This is a genomic window from Bradyrhizobium sp. USDA 327, assembly GCF_041262065.1.
Taxonomy (GTDB): domain Bacteria; phylum Pseudomonadota; class Alphaproteobacteria; order Rhizobiales; family Xanthobacteraceae; genus Bradyrhizobium; species Bradyrhizobium liaoningense.
In genome coordinates, this window is the sequence record NZ_JBGCCW010000001.1 from 7,334,148 (window position 1) to 7,353,276 (window position 19,129).

At 62.4% G+C, this 19,129-nt stretch carries 15 protein-coding genes, 1 tRNA gene and 1 pseudogene; 5 read left to right on the forward strand and 12 right to left on the reverse strand.

Translation table 11 applies throughout. The features are described from left to right. Window positions 1–15 precede the first annotated feature (15 nt). Window positions 16–459, reverse strand: a complete 444-nt coding sequence (locus tag ABIA42_RS34665) for a GNAT family N-acetyltransferase (protein WP_370116731.1) — start codon at window positions 457–459, stop codon at window positions 16–18. A gap of 105 nt (window positions 460–564) precedes the next feature. Between ABIA42_RS34665 and ABIA42_RS34670 the strand changes: the two genes are divergently transcribed. The 5 genes from ABIA42_RS34670 to ABIA42_RS34690 all read left to right on the forward strand — a co-directional run bounded on the left by ABIA42_RS34670 (window position 565) and on the right by ABIA42_RS34690 (window position 5,445). Continuing rightward, window positions 565–2,061: an AbiV family abortive infection protein gene (locus tag ABIA42_RS34670; RefSeq protein WP_370116728.1), complete on the forward strand. Its 1,497-nt coding sequence runs from the start codon at window positions 565–567 to the stop codon at window positions 2,059–2,061. Between the two features lie 2 nt (window positions 2,062–2,063). Then, window positions 2,064–3,329: a helix-turn-helix domain-containing protein gene (locus ABIA42_RS34675; RefSeq protein ID WP_370116726.1), complete on the forward strand. Its 1,266-nt coding sequence runs from the start codon at window positions 2,064–2,066 to the stop codon at window positions 3,327–3,329. A 20-nt stretch (window positions 3,330–3,349) separates the two neighbouring features. Further along, window positions 3,350–4,075, forward strand: a complete 726-nt coding sequence (locus tag ABIA42_RS34680) for a TIGR02391 family protein (protein ID WP_370116724.1) — start codon at window positions 3,350–3,352, stop codon at window positions 4,073–4,075. Window positions 4,076–4,159: 84 nt separating this feature from the next. Continuing rightward, window positions 4,160–4,816: a hypothetical protein gene (locus tag ABIA42_RS34685; protein ID WP_370116723.1), complete on the forward strand. Its 657-nt coding sequence runs from the start codon at window positions 4,160–4,162 to the stop codon at window positions 4,814–4,816. An 8-nt stretch (window positions 4,817–4,824) separates the two neighbouring features. After that, window positions 4,825–5,445, forward strand: coding sequence for an SAM-dependent methyltransferase (locus ABIA42_RS34690; protein WP_370116721.1), 621 nt, complete (start codon window positions 4,825–4,827; stop codon window positions 5,443–5,445). Here ABIA42_RS34690 and ABIA42_RS34695 read toward each other — a convergent pair. The 11 genes and pseudogenes from ABIA42_RS34695 to ABIA42_RS34745 form a co-directional block, all read right to left on the reverse strand. Next, window positions 5,442–5,720: a DUF5334 family protein gene (locus ABIA42_RS34695; protein ID WP_370116719.1), complete on the reverse strand. Its 279-nt coding sequence runs from the start codon at window positions 5,718–5,720 to the stop codon at window positions 5,442–5,444. The genes ABIA42_RS34690 and ABIA42_RS34695 overlap by 4 nt on opposite strands. An 81-nt stretch (window positions 5,721–5,801) precedes the next feature. Beyond that, window positions 5,802–5,878, reverse strand: a tRNA-Arg gene (locus tag ABIA42_RS34700). A 60-nt stretch (window positions 5,879–5,938) separates the two neighbouring features. Continuing rightward, a complete protein-coding gene (locus ABIA42_RS34705) occupies window positions 5,939–6,994 on the reverse strand; it encodes a diguanylate cyclase (RefSeq protein WP_370116717.1) in 1,056 nt (351 codons plus the stop codon). Beyond that, window positions 6,994–10,105: pseudogene (locus ABIA42_RS34710) on the reverse strand (EAL domain-containing protein). Before ABIA42_RS34710 ends, ABIA42_RS34705 begins: the two are co-directional and overlap by 1 nt. A 174-nt stretch (window positions 10,106–10,279) precedes the next feature. Next, the gene (locus ABIA42_RS34715) at window positions 10,280–11,365 is read right to left on the reverse strand and encodes a branched-chain amino acid ABC transporter permease (RefSeq protein WP_271527981.1); all 1,086 of its coding nucleotides are present in this window, start codon (window positions 11,363–11,365) and stop codon (window positions 10,280–10,282) included. Further along, on the reverse strand, window positions 11,362–12,372 hold the full coding sequence (locus tag ABIA42_RS34720) for a branched-chain amino acid ABC transporter permease (protein ID WP_028176859.1): 1,011 nt from the start codon (window positions 12,370–12,372) through the stop codon (window positions 11,362–11,364). The genes ABIA42_RS34715 and ABIA42_RS34720 overlap by 4 nt, the downstream gene beginning before the upstream one ends. Continuing rightward, window positions 12,369–13,091, reverse strand: coding sequence for an ABC transporter ATP-binding protein (locus ABIA42_RS34725; RefSeq protein ID WP_370116711.1), 723 nt, complete (start codon window positions 13,089–13,091; stop codon window positions 12,369–12,371). The genes ABIA42_RS34720 and ABIA42_RS34725 overlap by 4 nt, the downstream gene beginning before the upstream one ends. Beyond that, on the reverse strand, window positions 13,088–13,864 hold the full coding sequence (locus ABIA42_RS34730) for an ABC transporter ATP-binding protein (protein ID WP_370116708.1): 777 nt from the start codon (window positions 13,862–13,864) through the stop codon (window positions 13,088–13,090). The genes ABIA42_RS34725 and ABIA42_RS34730 overlap by 4 nt, the downstream gene beginning before the upstream one ends. Window positions 13,865–14,033: 169 nt before the next feature. Next, complete coding sequence (locus ABIA42_RS34735) at window positions 14,034–15,218, reverse strand: substrate-binding domain-containing protein (protein WP_370116705.1); 1,185 nt, start codon at window positions 15,216–15,218, stop codon at window positions 14,034–14,036. Window positions 15,219–15,325: 107 nt separating this feature from the next. Further along, complete coding sequence (locus tag ABIA42_RS34740) at window positions 15,326–17,350, reverse strand: acyl CoA:acetate/3-ketoacid CoA transferase (protein ID WP_370116702.1); 2,025 nt, start codon at window positions 17,348–17,350, stop codon at window positions 15,326–15,328. Window positions 17,351–17,593: 243 nt separating this feature from the next. After that, window positions 17,594–19,036 carry a sigma-54 interaction domain-containing protein gene (locus ABIA42_RS34745; RefSeq protein ID WP_370116700.1) on the reverse strand — a complete coding sequence of 481 codons (1,443 nt, stop codon included), beginning with the start codon at window positions 19,034–19,036 and terminating at the stop codon, window positions 17,594–17,596. Window positions 19,037–19,129 lie beyond the last annotated feature (93 nt).

Below are 19,129 nucleotides of genomic sequence, written 5' to 3' on the forward strand. Positions count from 1 at the left end.
GGTCAGCCCGCCAGTTCACGCTGGCGGGCTCGCTGGCTTCTCCCATCGAAGTTTTGTGCGGTCTTTATTTACGTCGGTTTTGACAAACCCGAAGTGCTCAAAGCGCTCAACCATTGAGCTGGTGTTGTTGGAGCGAACATCGGTGTCGATCGGCCTTCCAGTCTCCTTTAATCTCGCTATGAGCGAAGAGGAAACGCGCTGATTTCGCGCAGCCTTGGAAACTCCAAGGTAAACCAGCCAGATCGCTTTATCGTCACCTTCAGCTAACGCATATCCAACTATTGAGCCGGTGTCATCGGTCGCAACCCACGACTGTCCAGTTGCGACCAAGCGCTCGATCAACTCCTTCGTCCCTGAACGAACAGCCGTAGGGACCTCGGGGGCGACCTCAGCGAAGACTTTGAGAGCACCGGCAGCATCGCCAGAAGCCGCGACACGGTAAGATATATCGTTCGTCACCTGCGCTCTCCGATAGAGGTGTTCCGCGAACGCGGTAGTTTACAATCGACCGAATCATAGGTTGAGTTATCGAAGGACATCAACCAAAAAGTTGGGGCGAAGGGTATGAGCGGTCCGGCGTCGCATATTTGGCGGCTTTGTTTGGATCAAGCCAACGGGATGATCGAAGCTGCTCATCGCCTGAACGAAACGCAGAGTTGGCCGCATATTGTCTATCACCTTGGTTTGCTTGCTCTTGAGGAGGTCGGGAAAGCCAGCATGGTGGCGGCGAAATCCGTACCGAATGCGCATTCGGATGGTGATTGGTTTGATCGCTGGTTTGATAGTCACCGCCGGAAGCTACAGTGGGCGGTTTGGTCTCCACTAACCAGGCTTGATCCGGCGGATTTTGAGCAAGCTCGGCAATTTGCGGAACGAGCCCATAGAATGCGACTGGACTCGCTCTATGTCGATACGAACGCGGATCTGGCAGATCCGCCGCCCCATGAGAACGTTCTGCAGGACGACGCCGATCAGATTCTCGTGCTTGCCCGGTCTCGCCTAGAACATGAATTGCAGTCGAGAGATACCGCGGTCGAGGTAGACGAACTTACGACGTGGTTTCTAGACACCATGGCCGACCAGGACCGGTCGCGCACTTTACTTAGTCCGAGCTTCCTTCGGCAATTTGAGATTTTGGGATCTAAACCAAGAGATTGGGTCGTCTGGGCTCGAGCCGAGATGGCGCGACTTGACGCAGAAGCCGAAGAGTTTCTGAAGGCAGAACTCGCGAGGCCTGCCGCCGCTTCCGGAGCAGCCAAGCCGAAATGGAGGGCGAACGCCCCTGTTTATACACCATCGCATTCGCTCCGGCCGAAAATTTTAGCGAGATGGAACGATCGTATAGAACCGGTCCAATTTCTCTGGACGGGAAAGAAGGATGCCCTCACCCTTCAGATATCGTTGAACGACAATCGACCTCTTCAGGATCTAGCTGGCAGGCTCATCAGCCTAAGCAAGTTAGCTGTGGCATGCATCAGCATCGGAAGCCTTGGCTATTTTTGGTTCCAGCGGCCGGGCTTCCAGCAAAAGATGTTTAAAGAGGTTCGCGACCTTGAGCATAACCGACCGATGGATCTCGTTACACCAGAGACCTTCTGGGATGACGGTCGAGCTGTCGCACTAACGGATGCGCATATTGATAACGCTCTACACTGCATGATGGCGTATGCGCCGCTGGCGGAAGCCGAAGCTGAGCCAATCTTTGCTCCGTACTTCAACGGACTCGCAATGATTGCGAAGTCGGACACCTTTTATCGCTTCGATGATTTGGCCCGACATGAGTTTGTGAGGAGCCTCGCTGGAGCGTTGCGTCATTACGGCGGGTGGAACGGGGCGCCAGATGAATTTGAAGCGTGCTTCCATCACGGCTTCGCACCTTTCATGCCAGAGCCGCAGCACCGCGAGAAGGTGTTTCAATCTCTCAAAACGCGGGGTGACCCAAATGATACCCCACTGGTCAATTTGCGCACGGCAAAGCACATGGCAGATCTCTACCTGGTGCACACTGCCAGCCGAACATGGAAAAATATCCTTGATAAGCGTGGGCTGATTAGGGGGTAAATATGACTTCCGAAATATTCGAGCTGCCAATTGAATCGATTACAGCGACCCACATCGATGCCCTCATAACTTCCCAAACGGAGGAAGGGCCGCGTTTCGAATTGAAGAGAGCGCTGGCTACGAACGATGGTCGAGCCGATCGATGGATGCGTGACCAAAGCTCGATCGGAGGTATTGCCCGCGACGATATAGCCAAGGAGGTCGTCGCGTTCGCCAACGCCTACGGTGGCGTAGTCATAATCGGCATCGAAGAAACGGACGACAATCCGAGGCGCGCTAAGTCGGTCTTCGAACCGCTTATCCCAGCTGTCCATGATTGTGCCGATCGCTTGGTCCAATCCCTCCGAAGCGTCATTGATCCACCTATTCCTATGCTCGAGGCGCGCGGCGTTGAGATTGCTGACGGCGCCGGCGTTATATTCTTGCGCATCGGCCCATCACCGTCGGCGCCTCACGGCTTCGGGCGTCCATCGAATGCCTATGTACGGCGGGGCAGTAACGCTGAGCCCCTTACTATGAGGGACATACAGTCGATATTCTACGAGCGTCGAACACGACTTGAGCGCATTGCGAAAATCGCCGATGAGCAGCTTGCCGCCTCTGATGAAGCCGCGCACCAATGGAGGTCTGGGCATCTGATGCAGCCAGACACTAACCAGGCATTGGATTGCGCGAACGGGCTACTATTCCAGCTTTCTCTGATAAGCTCAGACGATGCTGCGATCGATAACTTGCCGGACGTCTTTCATCGCAAGCCGGTCAGATCAGTTAAGCCAAATCTCAGAAGCTTGGTCGAGCTTCCTAACTGGACCACAGAATGGAAGAGGGGATATCGATCCGTCTCGTACGGTTTTGGATACTCGACGAACATTTCTAAGGTATCGATACGGGCGGACGGGCTTATTACGCTGCTCGTCGTGCACGCTGACAATCGTTTCCATCCAGCATGGTATTCAGCCATTGTCGCTCAGAGTTTCTTCTTGGCCGAATGGATTCGGCGGTGGCTCGGCCGTCCGGATATCGAATACGTTATTCATGGTAAGTTCCACAAATCCGGCAATCCCGCGATACCTCACAGCAATGGTCACTTCGATACTTGGGTAAGCATTCCTTGGGAATCGGCAGTCTTAGGACCATATTCACTGGCAGCTCGGCGGGGCTTTCCAACGACGCATGATGTGATCGAACGGGAAGTTTGGGACCTCTTTGGTGCTAGACGCGATGGCCCGCTGAAGGTGGATTGGGAAATGGATTTGGGACTGAACTAGCCAAGTATGAGGGGCTCACATTGCCGAAGCTTTTCGATCAGTCTTTTAGCTCAATTGAGCAGGTGAACTGCGCGTCACCAGAGCAGGTTGGTATTGCGATTGTGCTCCACATGCAGACTCAAGGAGCGCGCTTTTCACCGCATAACTTCCAGGGAGAAGTCAATCATCGGTTTGCAAACCAAGGCTCGCCGCCGTGGCTGATGCAACGGATTTCTGAGGGGATGATGTGGGCGCAGCAGATGCTGCTGGTGGTGCCCGACTTAAGTCAGCCGCATGGGGTATGGTATGTCTTGAGCCGGACAGGTATCAAATTTGAACCGCAAGCAGATCTCGAGCGGCTTCAAATCGAGCGCCTGCTCCCCGATTTCCTTCTACATCCAGATGTCAGAGCCGCGTCAGCGGAGATATTCAAGATCGGTCGTTACGACGCCGCCGTCTTCGAGGCGTTCAAGTTAGTCGAGACCTCGATACGAGAAGCGGCTGGCCTGCCAGCAGAGGCTCATGGCATGCCCATGGTGGCCAAGGCGTTCAATGCTGAAAGCGGCCCATTAATGCTATCGACGGACCCGGCCGGCGAGCGACAAGGCATGCAGCAATTCATGTCTGGTGCCGTGAGCGTATTTAAGAACCCGCGGAGCCATAGAAACGTTGATTTGTCTGATCCAAGGGAAGCTGCCGAGATGCTGATCATCGCCAGCCACCTTTTGCGGATCGTGGATAGCCGGCGAGCTCGATCTGGTGCCTGAGTTAACCATTTCTTAGAAAAGCGAGTACGCAAGCACTTCTGCGTTGTAGTGTTGCCTCATTTCTAGCAGGCAGCATTCCCGGTTATGGCTTACCTCGACAGAGTCACGCCCGTTGTTGATCTAACGATTTCCAGACTGGCATCGCAGCGCTTCTTGGTCGATCCAATTTCAGGCGAGAAATTCTCCCGTCAAACCAGCATTATCAGCTCGGCCTACAAGCGTCATGGCGCGATTCTCGAAGTCGCCATCAGAGAGAGTCTTCGTGAAAGCAATCGGCATCAGGTTTGGAGGGAGGATGCCTTCAAGGTCTCGCGAGCCGCCGACCAGATCGTAGGGCAACAATCCGAAGAGGCTTACTCATCAACCACGCTACCGTACGGCGATGCTGTGCGGACTTTGCAGATCGACATGATCGCGTTTGACGACGCCGACAAGACCCTTCGCGCCTACGAGATCAAGCGGGGGAACGGCGCGTTCGACGCCGGCAAAATCCGATCGATCCGCCGGGACCTCACGGTCACGCAGATGCTCCTCAAGAGCTATGGGGAAACGTTCAAGTTGAAGCCCGTTAAGGCAGAGGCCCGTGTTATCTTCTACTATGGGATTCGGTCACTGCCCCGCCCGTACTCGTTGATTGGAGTCGAGCTTAACGATCACTTTGGCTTCGGCGTGTACGATCTGGTTGAGACCGCGAATGCTTACTTCCGCCAGAAGCTGCACGAGCTGCTGGAGCGGATCTGAGGGGTAAAATGCAGAATACATCGCATGCCGTAATGGCGCAGCGGGTTGAAGCAGCAGACAGTCTCGATAATTTCCCAACGCCACCCTGGGCCACAAGAGCCCTCCTTGAGCATGTGATTGCCGACGCCGGCCCATTTCGCAAGCTGAGCTGCCTTGAGCCCGCGTGCGGGGCTGGACATATGGCGAAGCCGCTCAGGGAGTACTTCGGGAAGGTAAAGGCGTCAGACATCCATGCTTATGGCTACGGCTCTGTTGCGGACTTCCTTTCCGCTCCTTTGGAGGCGGGTTCTGTTGACTGGGTGATCACCAATCCTCCGTTCAGGCTCGCAGAGGATTTCATCAAGCGAGCGCTCATCGGAGCTCGACATGGCGTGGCTATTCTGGCGCGAACTGTATTTATCGAGAGCGTGGGGCGCTATCGCGAAATTTTCGAGCGCACCCCACCTACCAAGTTCGCTCAGTTCACTGAGCGCGTGCCAATGGTGAAAGGTAGGCTCGACCGAAAGGCTTCCACCGCGACGGGGTATGCGTGGCTTGTTTGGGAGAAAAAGGCCAAGCACGCTCCACGGTTGGTTTGGGTGCCCCCCTGTAGAAAAGCATTGGAGCGCCCGGAAGACTACAAAACCTAGTCTCCATCCATTTCGAGTGTGGCGCTTTCTCCAGTCTCGGTATCCGTAGCCTCGATCTCGACGGATCGGCCGTACCGCCGGATGCTGTCCACATCATACTCTTTGTAGCCGCGCTCGCTGTCGTACACTTCAATGGTCCGACCGGATCGAACGAGTTGGCCTCGCTCAATCTCAATGCTTGCGCCGGTTGTCGTGTTGGTGCCGTCCCATGCGAGTGCTTGAGTGAGAGTGATGGACGCGGTCACAACCGCGAGCAAAAGGCTTCTGCGTATCACGATGGCAATCCTGCTGCTTACCCGGTGCTTACCCGGCCAGACCGAAGGAAAAACTAAAATCAACTAAATACTTGATTTTACTGGCGCACCCGACACGATTCGAACGTGTGACCTTTGCCTTCGGAGGGCAACGCTCTATCCAGCTGAGCTACGGGTGCAGTGGGATTTCATTTAGCCGATTGGCGAGGGGCGGGCAACCGCTTCTCGCCGGATCGAACTCAAGCCGTTTTGCGCCGGAAGGGAGCCGGAACCGTTGCCGCGTCCCGGCCGAGGGCGGCGAATTCGGCCAGCACCCGTTCGGCGCAGATGACGCGGTTGCGGCCGAGGCGTTTGGCCACATAGAGCGCCTCGTCGGCCGCGCCCAGCAGCCGGTCGGGGCCGCCGTCGGCACCGCCGGGGATGTGGCTGGCGACACCGACGCTGAGGGTGACGTGGTCGCCGGCGCCCGTGGCGCCGTGGGCGATCTGCAAGGCCGTGACCGCGCAGCGGATCGCCTCGGCCACTTTGCAGGCGGTGTCGCAATCCATGTCCGGCAGGATCAGCGCGAACTCCTCGCCGCCATAGCGGCTGGCGAGGTCGAGCGGGCGCCCCGCGTGCCGGCTGACGACAGCGGCAACCGCGCGCAGGCACTCGTCGCCGCTCTGGTGGCCGTGGCGGTCGTTGAACAGCTTGAAATGATCGACATCGACGAACAGCAGCGCCAGTGGCTTCTGCGTGCGCTGGGCGCGAGCCCATTCGCCCAACAGCATCTGGTCGAAGGAGCGGCGGTTCGCCAGGCCGGTCAGCCCGTCCTTGGTGGCGAGCTCCTTCAGCGCCATCTCGGCGCGCTTCTGGTCGGTGAGGTCGCGCAGCGTCTCCACCACCGCGATCAGCCGGCCGGCCTCGTCGTGGATCGGACCGGCGTCGATGGCGAGATAGAGCTGGTTGCCGAGCTTCGGCATCACGCACCAGTTCTCCGCGGAAAAGCCGAGCCCGTTATGGCCGCGCGCGGCATATTCCGAATAATATTCCGGCAGCCGCTCGGGACGGTCGAGCGCGACGAGGTCGGCAAGGCAAGGGCGCCTGGTCTCGTAAAAGGCCTGCCAGTGCTTGCCGGTGCCGATCACCTCGGAGGCGGCGACGCCGGTCAGCCGCTCGCAAGCCCTGTTCCAGATCACCACGCGGCGCTTGGGGTCGATCACGAAGGTCGGCACCACCAGGTGCTGCATCAGCCGCACGGCGTAGGAATCCGCAACGTCAAGGGCTGGGGCCGGAAGTGTCCTCGACTTCGCCATCAGGCCACCGCAGCCACGGGCGCGGAGTCGCCGGGGCCGAACAGCTTCCGCACCTCGCTGGCCGGCTTCGGCGCGCTGAACAGATAGCCCTGCATCTGCGTGCAGCCGAGCGCGCGCAGCATGTCGCGCTGTGCCTCGGTCTCGACGCCCTCGGCGACCGTGGTCATGCTGCTGGCGGCGGCAATGTTCACCACCGCCTGCACGATCACGGGCGAGCCGCTCGCCTCTGCGATGTCGGCAACGAAGCAACGGTCGATCTTGATCTTGTCGAACGGGAAGCGCTTCAGATAGCTCAGCGAGGAGTAGCCGGTGCCGAAATCGTCGAGCGCGATGCGCACGCCGATCGAGCGGAGCTGATGGAGGATGGAGAGCGCCGCCTCGTCGTCGCGGATCAGCACGGCCTCGGTGATCTCGAGCTCGAGCCGACGCGGGTTCAGCCCGGAGGCGGCGAGCGCGCCCGCAATCCGCAGCGCCAGCGTGTCGCATTTGAGCTGCACCGGCGAGACGTTGACCGCGACACGCACATGCGCCGGCCAGGTCGCGGCCTCGTTGCACGCCATTCGCAGCACCCAGTCGCCGAGCTCGTTGATCAGGCCGGTGTCCTCGGCGACCGGAATGAACTCCGCGGGCGACACCATGCCGCGCTCGGGATGCCGCCAGCGCAGCAGCGCCTCGCAGCCAGAGACTTCGTTGGTGCGCAGGTCGACCAGCGGCTGATAGTGAATCTCGAAGCCGCCATTCACGAGGGCCTGCCGCAAATCCAGCTCCATGCTCAGGCGTGCCTTGGCGCTCGCATCCATCTCCGGCTCGAAGAAGCGGTGGGTGCGACGTCCATTGGCCTTGGCGCCGTACATTGCAAGGTCTGCGTTCTTGATCAGCTGATCGAGATCGGCGCCATCCTGCGGCGCCAGCGCAATTCCGATGCTGGCATCGGTGGAGAGCTGATGGCCGAGACAACGATAGGGCTGGCGGATCGCCTGGTAGATCCGCGTCAGGAAGGACAGCACGTCGGCGGGGGATTCGATCCCGGTCTGGATCACCGCGAATTCGTCGCCGCCGAGCCGCGCGATCAGGTCGCCCGGCTTGAGGCAGCCGCGGAGACGGTCCGCGATCGCCTTCAACAGCTCGTCGCCGACGTGATGGCCGAGCGAGTCGTTGATGCCCTTGAATTCGTCGACGTCGATGTAGAGCAGCGCGAACTGCTCGCCGCCGGCGACCTTCGCCAGCTCGCGTTCGATCTGCTCGCGGAACAGGGTTCGGTTCGGCAAGTCGGTCAGCGCATCGTAGTGCGCCAGATGCGCGATCTGTTCGTCGGCGCGGCGGCGCTCGGTGACGTCCTCGATGACATGGATGAGATAGCGCGGTTCGCCGGCCTCATCGCGAATACCGATCCGGCTCGACGTGATGTAGCGCGGCCCCGTGCCCGGCATCTGCCAGGCGTGCTCGTCCTTGAACAATCCCCTGGCCGATTCCAGCGCACTGCTGTCGTCTTGGGTGATACGGACGGCGAGCGCCTCGGGGAAGATGTCGAACGCCGTCTTGCCCACGACATCCTGGCGGGACTTGCCGAACAGCTGTTCGGCAACGCCGTTGAGCAGCAGATATTGCCGCGTGCGCGCATCCTTCACGGTGATCTGCGAGGGGATATGGTCGATGATCTCGCGCAGGAAGGTGTAGTTGCGGTCGCGCTCCTGTTCCAGGTTGCGGCGCTCGGTGATGTCTTCGATCGTGGCGACCCATCCGCCCTGTGCGAGCGGCGTGTTGATGACCTGGAAGGCGCGGCCGCTGGCCAACTGATGAATTCTCGTCGAGACCGTACCTTCGGCGACGATCCTCATGACGTCGGCGCAAAATGCCTCCACATCGCCGTCGAACGCGCCGCGCTCCTTGCGATGATACATCGCCTCGCGGATGTGGCAGCCCGGCTTGATGACGTCGTGGGAGAGGCCGAACATGTCGGCGTAGCGGCGGTTGCAGGTGACGATGTAACCGGCGGCGTCGTACAGGATCAGCCCTTGCGACATGTTGTTGAGGGCGGTGTCGAGCTGAAGCCGCTTCGCTTCGATCCGCTCCTGCGCCTCACGGTTCTGCCGGTTGATCTGGCGGATGATCAGATACAGGATCAGCACGATGACGGCGGCTGAAAGCGCTGCAGTCGTGACCATGAAGCCGGTCGTGCTGCCGCCAGTCCGCAAGGGCCGCCGCCGTGGTGTTGGTGCCGACGATGACCAGCGGGAAATGCGTCAGCGACGCCGCCGAACCGAGCCGCTCCTCGCCGTCGATGAGGCCCCTGACGCGGAGAGTCTGCTGGCCGCCTTTGGTGAGCACCTTCCGCATCAATGGCGCATCCCTGAGGTTGCGCCCGATCAGCTCTTCGACATGCGGATAGCGCGCCAGCATCTTGCCGTGGCGGTCGAACAGCGAGATGGCCGTACCCTCGGCGAGCGCGACAGACGCGAAATACTGCCGGTAGCTGTCCGGGTCGATCCGGCGCACCATCGCGCCGAGGAAGGTGCCGTCGGCGCCGGTCAACCGGCGTGCGACGATCGTGGTCCATTTGTTGATGATGAAGCTGCGGACGGATTCCAGCAGCACCGTTTCGGACTGCGGATTTGTCTTGAACGTCTGAAAGTAGGCCCGGGACGAAACATTGATCTTGGGCAGCGGGTGGGCCCGCGACCAGTTGATCAGCTCGCCGTCGGCATCATAGATCGCGATGTCGCCCAGATGGGACACGGAGCTGATCTTACCGCGCAGCATCTGGTTCGTGTCGGGTCCGGACATGCGCTCGCGGAACATTGCCGGGGAGGTGATGTCGGCCAGGTTCATCTGCCCGATCAGATCGGCGGCGACGACGTCGGAGTCTTCGAATTGCTGATCGAAATGCCGCGCGATCAGCTGCACCGTGTTTTCCAGCTCGCGTTCGCGGTTGGCGAGGGTCCGCTCGCGGAATTCGCCGACGGCCATGGCCGTGACGGCGAAGATTCCGGCGACCAGCAATACGCCGCACAGCGTCAACCACAGGACGGGACTACGTCGCGCCAAGGCCTCCCAGCCGTTCCTTGCGGCTAGAGACATTCCGGCAGCCACCGTAGAAAGGACCTGGCGCATTCCACCTCACACGAGGAACAGGAATACACCGCACAAATGGCGCAAACCTTAGGAAAGCAAGTTACCCAAGTATTAATCCGGTTGAGCAACGGCGTCCGCATGTCGCGCAGCGGGAAGCCCGTCACGGTTGTGCGGCGCGCGCAGCAAGCGCCGCGCTGCATCATTACTAACGGCTTAATGCGAGCTGCCGGCGCTCTTGTCGCCGCCGGCCTTGCGCAGCCGCCCGACCACGCCGGTCGGGAAGAAGTAGACGCTGGCGATGAACAGCAGCCCGAGCCACAGCAGCCAGCGATCGGGATGGAGCAGCCCCGGCAGCAGCGGCAGGCCGGCTTCGCCCGCCGCGTTGGAGGCAACGCCCATCAGCGATTGCAGATAGTTCTGGGCGAGGATGAAGATGGTGGCGCCGATGAGCGCGCCGTAGATCGTGCCCATGCCGCCGATCACGACCATCAGCAGGATGTCCAGCATGATCGAGAAGCTCAGCGAGGTATCGGGGCCGGCATAGCGCAGCCACAACGCGTTCAGGATGCCCGCGCTAGCGGCCACGAGTGCCGCGAGGCAGTTGGCGTAGGTCAGGTGGAACACGGTGCGGAAGCCGAGTGCCTCGGCGCGAAACCGGTTCTCGCGGATCGCCTGCAGCACACGCCCGAACGGCGAGTTCACGACGCGCAGCAAGGCGAGGATCATCAGCGCCGAAACGGCGAACACCAGATAGAAGGTCAGGATCCGGCCGTTGATCTCGAAGCCGAACAGGCTCTTGGGGATCAGCACGGTGCCGGGGCGCAGCAGCTCTGGCAACTGAAAACTGCGTCCGTCCTCGCCCCCCGTCAGCCAGGACAGCTGCGAGGCCAGCACCTGGAAGGCGGACGCCACGGCGAGCGTGATCATGGCGAAGAAGATCGCCGCGACGCGCAGAGAAAAGAGCCCGATGGCGAGCGCGAGCAGCGCTGCGAGCGGCAGGCCGACGACGATTCCGGTTGCGACCGCAGCCCAGTTCGGGCCCATCCCGTACAGCGCAATCGCGATGGCGTAGCTGCCGATGCCGTAGAACATGGTGTGGGCGAACGACACCGAGCCGGTATAGCCGAGCAGGAGGTCGTAGGAGGCGACCAGCGCGGCGAAAACGCAGATCTTGGCCGCGACGTTCAGCGCCTTGGCACCCGGAAACAGGAACGGCGTCGCCGCCAGCGCCAGGATGATGACGACGAGAACGAGCGTGAGCACGCGGCTCCGCGGCGGATCGCCTGAGAGGATCATCATCGGCTGGTCACCGCATAGAGGCCGCGCGGCCGCCACATCAGAATGGCGACCATCAGCAGAATGTTGGAGACGAGGGCGAGTTTTGGCACCAGGAAGCCGCCGTAATTGGCGACCATGGCGACCAGGATCGCGCCGATGAAGCAGCCGCCGATCGACCCCAGGCCGCCGATGATGACCACGATGAAAATGAGCACCGTGAGGTCGTCGCTCATGGAGGCGTGCACCTGTTCGCGATAGAGCGCCCACATCACGCCGCCGAGGCCGGCCAGCGCCGATCCCGTCATGAACACGCCGAGAAACAGGCGGCGGATGCGGTAGCCGAGCGCCTCCACCATCTCGCGGTTCTCGACCCCGGCGCGGATCAGGAGGCCGACCTTGCTGCGGTTGAGCACGAGCTGGATCGCGATGAAGATGGCGAGACCGATCAGCATCGCCAGCACGCGGTATTTGGCGATCGCGACGTCGCCGAGGATGAACGAGCCGCGCAGCGAGGTGGGCAGCGGCATCGGGATGATCTGCGGTCCCCACAGCGCATAGAGCGTCTGCTCGGCGACGATCAGGCCGCCGGTCGTCATCAGGATCTGCTTCAGATGCTGGCCGTAGACGGGCAGGATCAGCACGCGCTCGACGACCAGGCCGAGCGCGCCGGAGACCGCCATCGACAGCAGCGCGGCCGGCGCCAGCACCGCGAGGTTCATCCAGAGCGAATCTGCCTGAATGGACGCTGCGAACGGGGCCAGAACCAGCGTGGCTACATAGGCGCCGACGGCGATGAAGGCGCCATGGCCGAAATTGAGCACGTCCATCAGGCCGAACACCAGCGTCAGCCCGGAGGCCATGATGAAGATCATCATGCCCATGGCGAGGCTCGCCACGGTCAGCGTGAGCCAGGAAGAAGTCGATCCGATCAGCGGGATCATCAGAAGGGCGAGCGCGACCGGCAGCAGGATCGGTGCGAGATCCCGCTTCGGCTTCGGCAGCGGATCGGTTGCGGCAATGTCACTCACTGATGCGTCTCCAGGCTCAGGCCGAGCAGCCGCTCCTGCAGCGGCACGTCGGCGGCGAGCGCCGCCATCTCGCCGCGATGGACGATGGTGCCGTTGTCCATGACCAGCACGCTGTCGCCGAGCTCGCGGGCGGCGAAGAAATTCTGTTCGACCAGCAGGATGGTGGCGCCCTTGCGCTTGATCTCCTTCAGGCACTCGATCAGCGCCATCACGATGGCGGGCGCGAGCCCCTTGGTCGGCTCATCGACCAGCAGCAGCTTGCGCGGTTCGATGATGGCGCGCGCGATCGACAGCATCTGCTTCTGCCCGCCCGAGAGGCTTCCCGCGCGCGACAGCCAGAAGCGGCGCAGCGCCGGAAAGAAACCGAAGATCCAGTCGAGCTGAGTGTCGTCGAGCGGCCCGTCGCGGGCCGCGAGCACGAGGTTCTCCTTCACCGTGAGATCGGAGAACACCGCCATGCTCTCCGGCACGTAACCCACGCCGCGCCGCGCGATGTCGGGCGTGGCAAGGCTCTCGATGCGCTCGCCGGCGAGGGTGATCTCGCCCTTCGAGGCCTGCCACAGACCCATGATGGTGCGCAGCGTCGTGGTCTTGCCGGCGCCGTTGCGGCCGAGCAGCATCGTGACCTGTCCTTGCGGGACTGCGAGATCGATGCCCTGGAGGATGTGATAGCGGCCGATATGGGTGTGCACGCCGGAGAGCGTCAGGAGATCGGTCATGCTGCGCTCTCTGCAGCGTTCTTGGGCGCGACGCCGAGATAGGCTTCCTGCACGATCGGCGAGGCGATCACCTCGGCCGGAGGACCGTCGGCGACGAGCTGGCCGTTATGCAGCACGATGATGCGGTCGGCGAGCGAGCGCACCACGTCCATCTTGTGCTCGACGAGAAGGATGATCTTGCTCTTGTCCTGCTTGAGCTGCGCGATGAGGTCGAGGACGACGGGCACCTCGTCGATGCTCATGCCGGCGGTCGGCTCGTCGAACATGAACACTCTCGGCTCCAGCGCGATCATCAGCGCGACCTCGAGCTTGCGCTGGTCGCCATGGGACAGTGCGGTCGCGGCGACGCCGCGGCGGCCGCCGAGCGCGACCCGGTCGAGGATGGCGTCGGCGTGCGCGATCAGGTCGCGGCGGACCATCCAGGGCCGCAGCATGTCGTAATGGGTGCCGCTCGCGGCCTGCACTGCGAGGCGCACGTTCTCTTCCACCGACAGGTTCGGGAACAGGTTGGTGAGCTGGAAGGCGCGGCCGAGGCCCGCGCGCGTGCGCATCGGCGCGGACTGCCCCGTGATGTCGGTACCGTCGAACAGGATGCTGCCGCTCGATGCGCGAAGCTGGCCCGAGATCAGGTTGAAATAGGTGGTCTTGCCGGCGCCGTTCGGCCCGACGATGGCGGTGAGCTCGCCCGGCCGAAACGTGCAGGAGACGTTGTTGACCGCGACATGGCCGCCGAAGCGAATGGTGAGGTCGCGGGTTTCGAGGGTGAGCGGCATGAGAAATTTCGATCGGATTTGGATGACGATCTATCTACGATCACAGTGGGCTCCCTCCCCCGCTTGCGGGGGAGGGTCGGGGGGAGGGCTGTCTCCGCTGGCGAGAGCCCCCAAGAGGTGAGAGCCCTCTCCCGGCCTCTTCCGCAAGCGGGAGAGGGGAAGCAAGCACCTACCGCTTGTTCTTGATCGGAACGTCCATGTCCTCGATCTTCAGCTCGCGCACCGGCTCGAGCACGGCCCAGGCGACGTTCGGATCGACCTTGACCTTGAAGTGATACATGCTCTGCAGCGCCTGATGGTCTTCTTTGCGGAACACCATCTTGCCCTTCGGCGTATCGAACTCCATGCCTTCCATCGCCGTGATCAGCTTCTCGGTGTCGGTCGACTTCGCCTTGGTGACGGCGGCGACGACGGACATCGCGGCGGCGAAGCCGCCCGCGGTGAAGAAGTCCGGCGGCGCGTTGAAGCGCTTCTGGTGCTCGGCGACCAGCCAGTCATTCACCGGGTTCTTCGGTATATCATAGAAGTAGTAGGTCGCGCCTTCCATGCCGGGCAGGCCCTTATAGGCGGCGAGCGCGGGCAGGATGTTGCCGCCGGTCGAGAGCTCGATGCCGTAGCGCTTCGGGTCCATGTCCTGGAGCTTGGCCAGCGGATTGCCGGCGCCGGCCCAGATCACCCAGATCACCTTGCGGCCCGGCTTGTCCTTCAGCGCGTCGAACAGGCGCTGGCCGACGGCGGTGAAGTCGGTGGTCGAGGTCGGGGCATACTCCTCGGCGGCGAGCGTCGCGCCGGTCTTGGCGAGCGCCTCCTTGAAGGCGGCGACGCCGTCACGGCCGAACGCATAGTCCTGCGCCAGCGTCGCCACGGTGACGCCCTGCTTGCCGATCGCGACCGCGTTTGAGATCGCGTCCTGCGAGGAGTTGCGCCCGGTGCGGAAGATGTAGCGATTCCACTTCTCGCCGGTAATCTGGTCCGCGACCGCGGGCTCGACGATCAGGATCTTCTTGTTCTCCTCGGCGACCGGGAGAATGGCGAGCGCCGCGGCCGACGAGGTCGTGCCGATCGCAATGTCGGCCTTGTCGTCCTGATAGGCCTCCGCGAGCGCCGCCTTGGCCAGATCCGGCTTGCCCTGATCGTCCTTGGTGATGACGACGATCTTGCGACCGTCGAGCGTCATGGTGCCCTTGGTGGCGTATTCAAAGCCCATCTTCAGGCCGGTCTCGGTCTGCTTGGCGTAGGCCTCGAGCGGACCGGTCTTGCCGTAGATCAGCGCGATCTTGAGATCGTCGGCCCGCGCGGAGGCGCCCGCGGCGAGCGCGACAATGGTTGTTGTTATGATGAGTGATCGACGCACGATGGTCCCTCCTGATCTGAAGTTTCTCGGTAACAGCGATTTGCACAAGCTTGCGAACATTGCAATTGAACCTTCCGGTGGAGCGGGCTGACCTTTGCCGGCATGCATCATTTTTGGGCCTGCCTCGCTGCGCCGGCCTCGACCTGGCGCCAGTCCGACCGTGCTTCCTCCGCGCTTTCGAAGATGTGCGGCGCGACGCCGCGTTTCTCGAGGGCTTCACCCAGCTTGATGCGCAGGAAGCCCGACGTGGTGTAGCGCGACACGCCGGAATAGAAGCGGTCGACGAGGCTGCGCACCATGGCTGAATAATCGTCCATCAGCTCCGGCAGGATGGAAAAGTTGTCATAATTGACGATGGCGTAGACCCTGCGTCCGAGCGGCGCCAGCCTGGCCTCGACCAGGGACGCGATGGTGTCGATCTCGGCCTTGCTGCGTAGCGGATAGCGTTCCAGGTTGACGAAGAACAGGTTCTGCTGCTCGTCCAGCGTGAAACGCTGGTCGAGCGGGATGGTGAGCAGGCGCTCGCGCAGATCCATCAGACCCTCGCCGAAGATGCGCGTGTCCATCAGCGCCGGGTCGCGCGGGATCAGCGGCTTGAAATCCATCAGGCGCAGGATGTCGCGCTCGATGTCGATGCCGGGCGCGACTTCGGTGAGCTCGAGCCCCTCGTCCCTGAGCTCGAACACGCAGCGCTCGGTGACGTACAGCGTGCGTTGCTTGCGCGCGGCAGCAAACGGGCCACTGAAGGTGACGTGCTCGACGCTATCGACGAACTTGCGCGACTGGGCTTCGTCGAGGATGACGAGTTTCCCGTCGCGCACCGCGATGCGTTGCTTGCCCGCACCGAACGTGCCGACGAAGACGACTTCCTTGGCATTCTGGCTGATGTTGATGAAGCCGCCGGCACCGGCAAGCTTCGGCCCGAACCTGCTGACATTGAGGTTGCCGGCGCGGTCGACCTGGGCAAGCCCGAGAAAGGCGGCATCGAGACCGCCGCCGTCGTAGAAGTCGAACTGGTAGGGCTGGTCGATCACGGCCTGGGTGTTGATCGCCGCGCCGAAATCGATGCCGCTCGCCGGGATGCCGCCGATCACGCCCGGCTCCGCCGTCAGCGTGATGAGATCGATGATCCGCTCCTCGTTGGCGACCGAGGCGATCCCCTCCGGCATGCCGATGCCGAGATTGACGACGCTGTTGGCTTTCAGCTCGAGCGCGGCGCGCCGGGCGATGATCTTGCGCTCGCTGATCGGCATCACCGGCAGAGAGGCGGCGCGGACGCGGATCTCGCTCGAAAAGGCCGGATTGTATTGCGTGCCGAAAGTCTGCCAGTGGTTCTCCGGCCTTGCCACGACGACGCAGTCGACGAGGATGCCGGGAATTTTGACCTGGCGCGGATTGAGGCTGCCGGCCTCGGCCACGCGCTCGACCTGGGCGATGACGATGCCGCCGGAATTGTGCGCCGCCATGGCGATGGCGAGCGCCTCGAGCGTCAGCGCCTCCTTCTCCATGGTCAGGTTGCCGTCGGGATCGCCGGTGGTGGCGCGGATGATCCCGACCTGAATCGGGAACGTCCTGTAGAGCAGGCAGTCTTCGCCGCGCAGCGTGATCAGCTCCACCATGTCCTCGGTGGTGCGTGCGTTCAGCTTGCCGCCGCCGTGCCGGGGGTCGACGAAGGTGCTCAATCCGACGCGGGTGATGTGGCCGGGCCGGTGCGCGGCGATGTCGCGGAACAGATGCGTGATCACGCCCTGCGGCAGGTTGTAGGCCTCGATCTGGTTCGCGATCGCAAGCTGCTGCAATTTCGGCGCAAGGCCCCAGTGCCCGCCGATCACGCGCCGGACCAGCCCTTCATGCGCGAAATGATTGAGGCCGCGCTGCTTGCCGTCGCCTTGTCCGGCCGCATAGACCAGCGTCAGATTGCGCGGCTTGCCCTGCGTGTAGGGCGCATCGCCCTCGTGGGACAAATAGAGTTGCTCCAGCGCGATCGCGATCTCCTCGGCAAAGCCGATGCCGACGAAGCCGCCGGTCGCCACGGTGTCGCCGTCGCGGATCAGCATGACGGCTTCAGTCGCCGAGACGACCTTGCCCTTCTCGGAATTGCGCAAGTAAGGCAGAGCTGGGTGCTGGCTCACGGCGTACCTCCCGATCCCTTCGACCGCATGCCGTTATTGTTTTGCGTTGATCTTATCGCGGGGATCGGCCCTGGAACAGCTTGCTCCCTGCGAGAGAAGGCAGACGAGAGCAAGGTCCGCGCCAGAGGCCGTCAATTCGCTGAAAGTGGCCAAAGCTGCGGCATTTTCCGCATGTCTGCAGTCAAAGAGGAGCCAGGCCCCGTGTCCGGAATCCGAGACTCCGGACACGGGGCGTCTCGAAATTCAGACGGCAGCGGGTCCCGTCGCGAGGCCGAACTTGGCGAGCTTCTTGTAGAAGGTTGCGCGCGAGATCCGCAGCATCCTGGCGGCTTCCGTGATCTGGCCGTTGCTGGCGGCGAGTGCCTGCTCCAGCGTGTGCTTCTCGAACTCCGCCTCGGCTTCGGCATAGGGCACCACCGCTCCGGCCGGTCGCGCGGGCGGCGCAAGCCTGACCTCGGTGTCGACCGGGAGGATGCGTGCGACGTCCTCGCCGGTCAGCCGCCCGGAATCGCTGAGGATCAGCGCCCGCTCGAGGATGTTGCGGAGCTCGCGGACATTGCCCGGCCAGTCATAGCGCGCGAGCGCGGCGAGCGCGCTCGGCGTGATCTTCGCCTTGACGTAGTCGCCCGATCCGCTGATGTCGTCGAGCAGCCGGGCGCAGATGTCCGGGAGATCGTCGAGGCAATGGCGCAGCGGCGGCAGCTCGATCGAGAGCACGTTGAGCCGATAATAAAGGTCGGGCCGGAACGCGCCGTCGCTGACGCGCTTGCGCAAATCCACATTGGTGGCGGCGATCACGCGCACGTCCACCTTCGAGACCTTGTCCGAACCGAGCGGCTCGATCTCGCGCTCCTGGAGCACGCGCAGCAGCTTGGCCTGCAATTGCAGCGGCATCTCGCCGATCTCGTCGAGGAACAGCGTGCCGCCGTCGGCAATGCGGAATTTGCCCTCGCGCCCCCTGCGGTCGGCGCCGGTATAGGCGCCCGGCGCGGTGCCGAAGAACTCCGACTCGATCAACGTTTCGGGGATCGCGGCGACGTTGACGCTGACGAACGGCTTCTCCGCGCGCGAGGAGGCGTTGTGAATCGCCTGCGCCAGCATCTCCTTTCCCGTTCCGGTCTCGCCGGTGACCAGCACAGTGACGCTCTGCCGCGCGGCACGGCTTGCGAGCTCCTTGGCCTGCGCGATATCCGGCGTCCTGCCGACGAAATCGGCGAAGGTGAAGCGCGCCGCGCGGGCGTTGGACAATTGCCGCCGCGCCAGCCGCAGATCGCTCTCGAGCTGGGTGACGCGGGCGAGCAGCGGCTTCAGGCTTTCGAGATGATCATAGAGCACGAATCCGATGGCGCCGATCACCGTCCCGTTCTCGTCCTCGATCGGCATGCGGGTGACGACGAGCTGCTCGCCGCCGAGCTCCATGATGTCGAGCAGGATGGGCTCGCCGGTCTCGGCCACCTTCCGCATCAGGCTGTTCGGGATGACCTCCTCGATCGGCCGGCCGATCGCCTCACTGGTGCGCCCGAGGCCGAGCGCTGCGAGATATTTTTCGTTGACGTAGACGACGCGCCCGCCGCGGTCGATCGCAATCGCACCTTCACAGAGCTGTTCCAGCCGCGCGAACAGCGTCTCCATCGCGCGCGCACGGAGATAGACGGGGTCGCTGATCGAGGAGGAAGGCGCAGACATGAGATACCTCGGGGAGGTCCGCCTGTGTATTAGCAAAAGGCCAGCAATTTCAAAGGGGGGAAATGGGCACTCAGCGAGCTCGGCAATTGCTGT

Bases quoted from the DNA above. Each gene is read 5' to 3' on its own strand.
- ABIA42_RS34670 (WP_370116728.1), top strand. From the start codon at position 565: ATGAGCGGTCCGGCGTCGCATATTTGGCGGCTTTGTTTGGATCAAGCC.
- ABIA42_RS34675 (WP_370116726.1), top strand. From the start codon at position 2,064: ATGACTTCCGAAATATTCGAGCTGCCAATTGAATCGATTACAGCGACC.
- ABIA42_RS34685 (WP_370116723.1), top strand. From the start codon at position 4,160: ATGGCTTACCTCGACAGAGTCACGCCCGTTGTTGATCTAACGATTTCC.
- ABIA42_RS34690 (WP_370116721.1), top strand. From the start codon at position 4,825: ATGCAGAATACATCGCATGCCGTAATGGCGCAGCGGGTTGAAGCAGCA.
- ABIA42_RS34705 (WP_370116717.1), bottom strand. From the start codon at position 6,994: ATGGCGAAGTCGAGGACACTTCCGGCCCCAGCCCTTGACGTTGCGGAT.
- ABIA42_RS34715 (WP_271527981.1), bottom strand. From the start codon at position 11,365: ATGATGATCCTCTCAGGCGATCCGCCGCGGAGCCGCGTGCTCACGCTC.
- ABIA42_RS34725 (WP_370116711.1), bottom strand. From the start codon at position 13,091: ATGACCGATCTCCTGACGCTCTCCGGCGTGCACACCCATATCGGCCGC.
- ABIA42_RS34730 (WP_370116708.1), bottom strand. From the start codon at position 13,864: ATGCCGCTCACCCTCGAAACCCGCGACCTCACCATTCGCTTCGGCGGC.
- ABIA42_RS34745 (WP_370116700.1), bottom strand. From the start codon at position 19,036: ATGTCTGCGCCTTCCTCCTCGATCAGCGACCCCGTCTATCTCCGTGCG.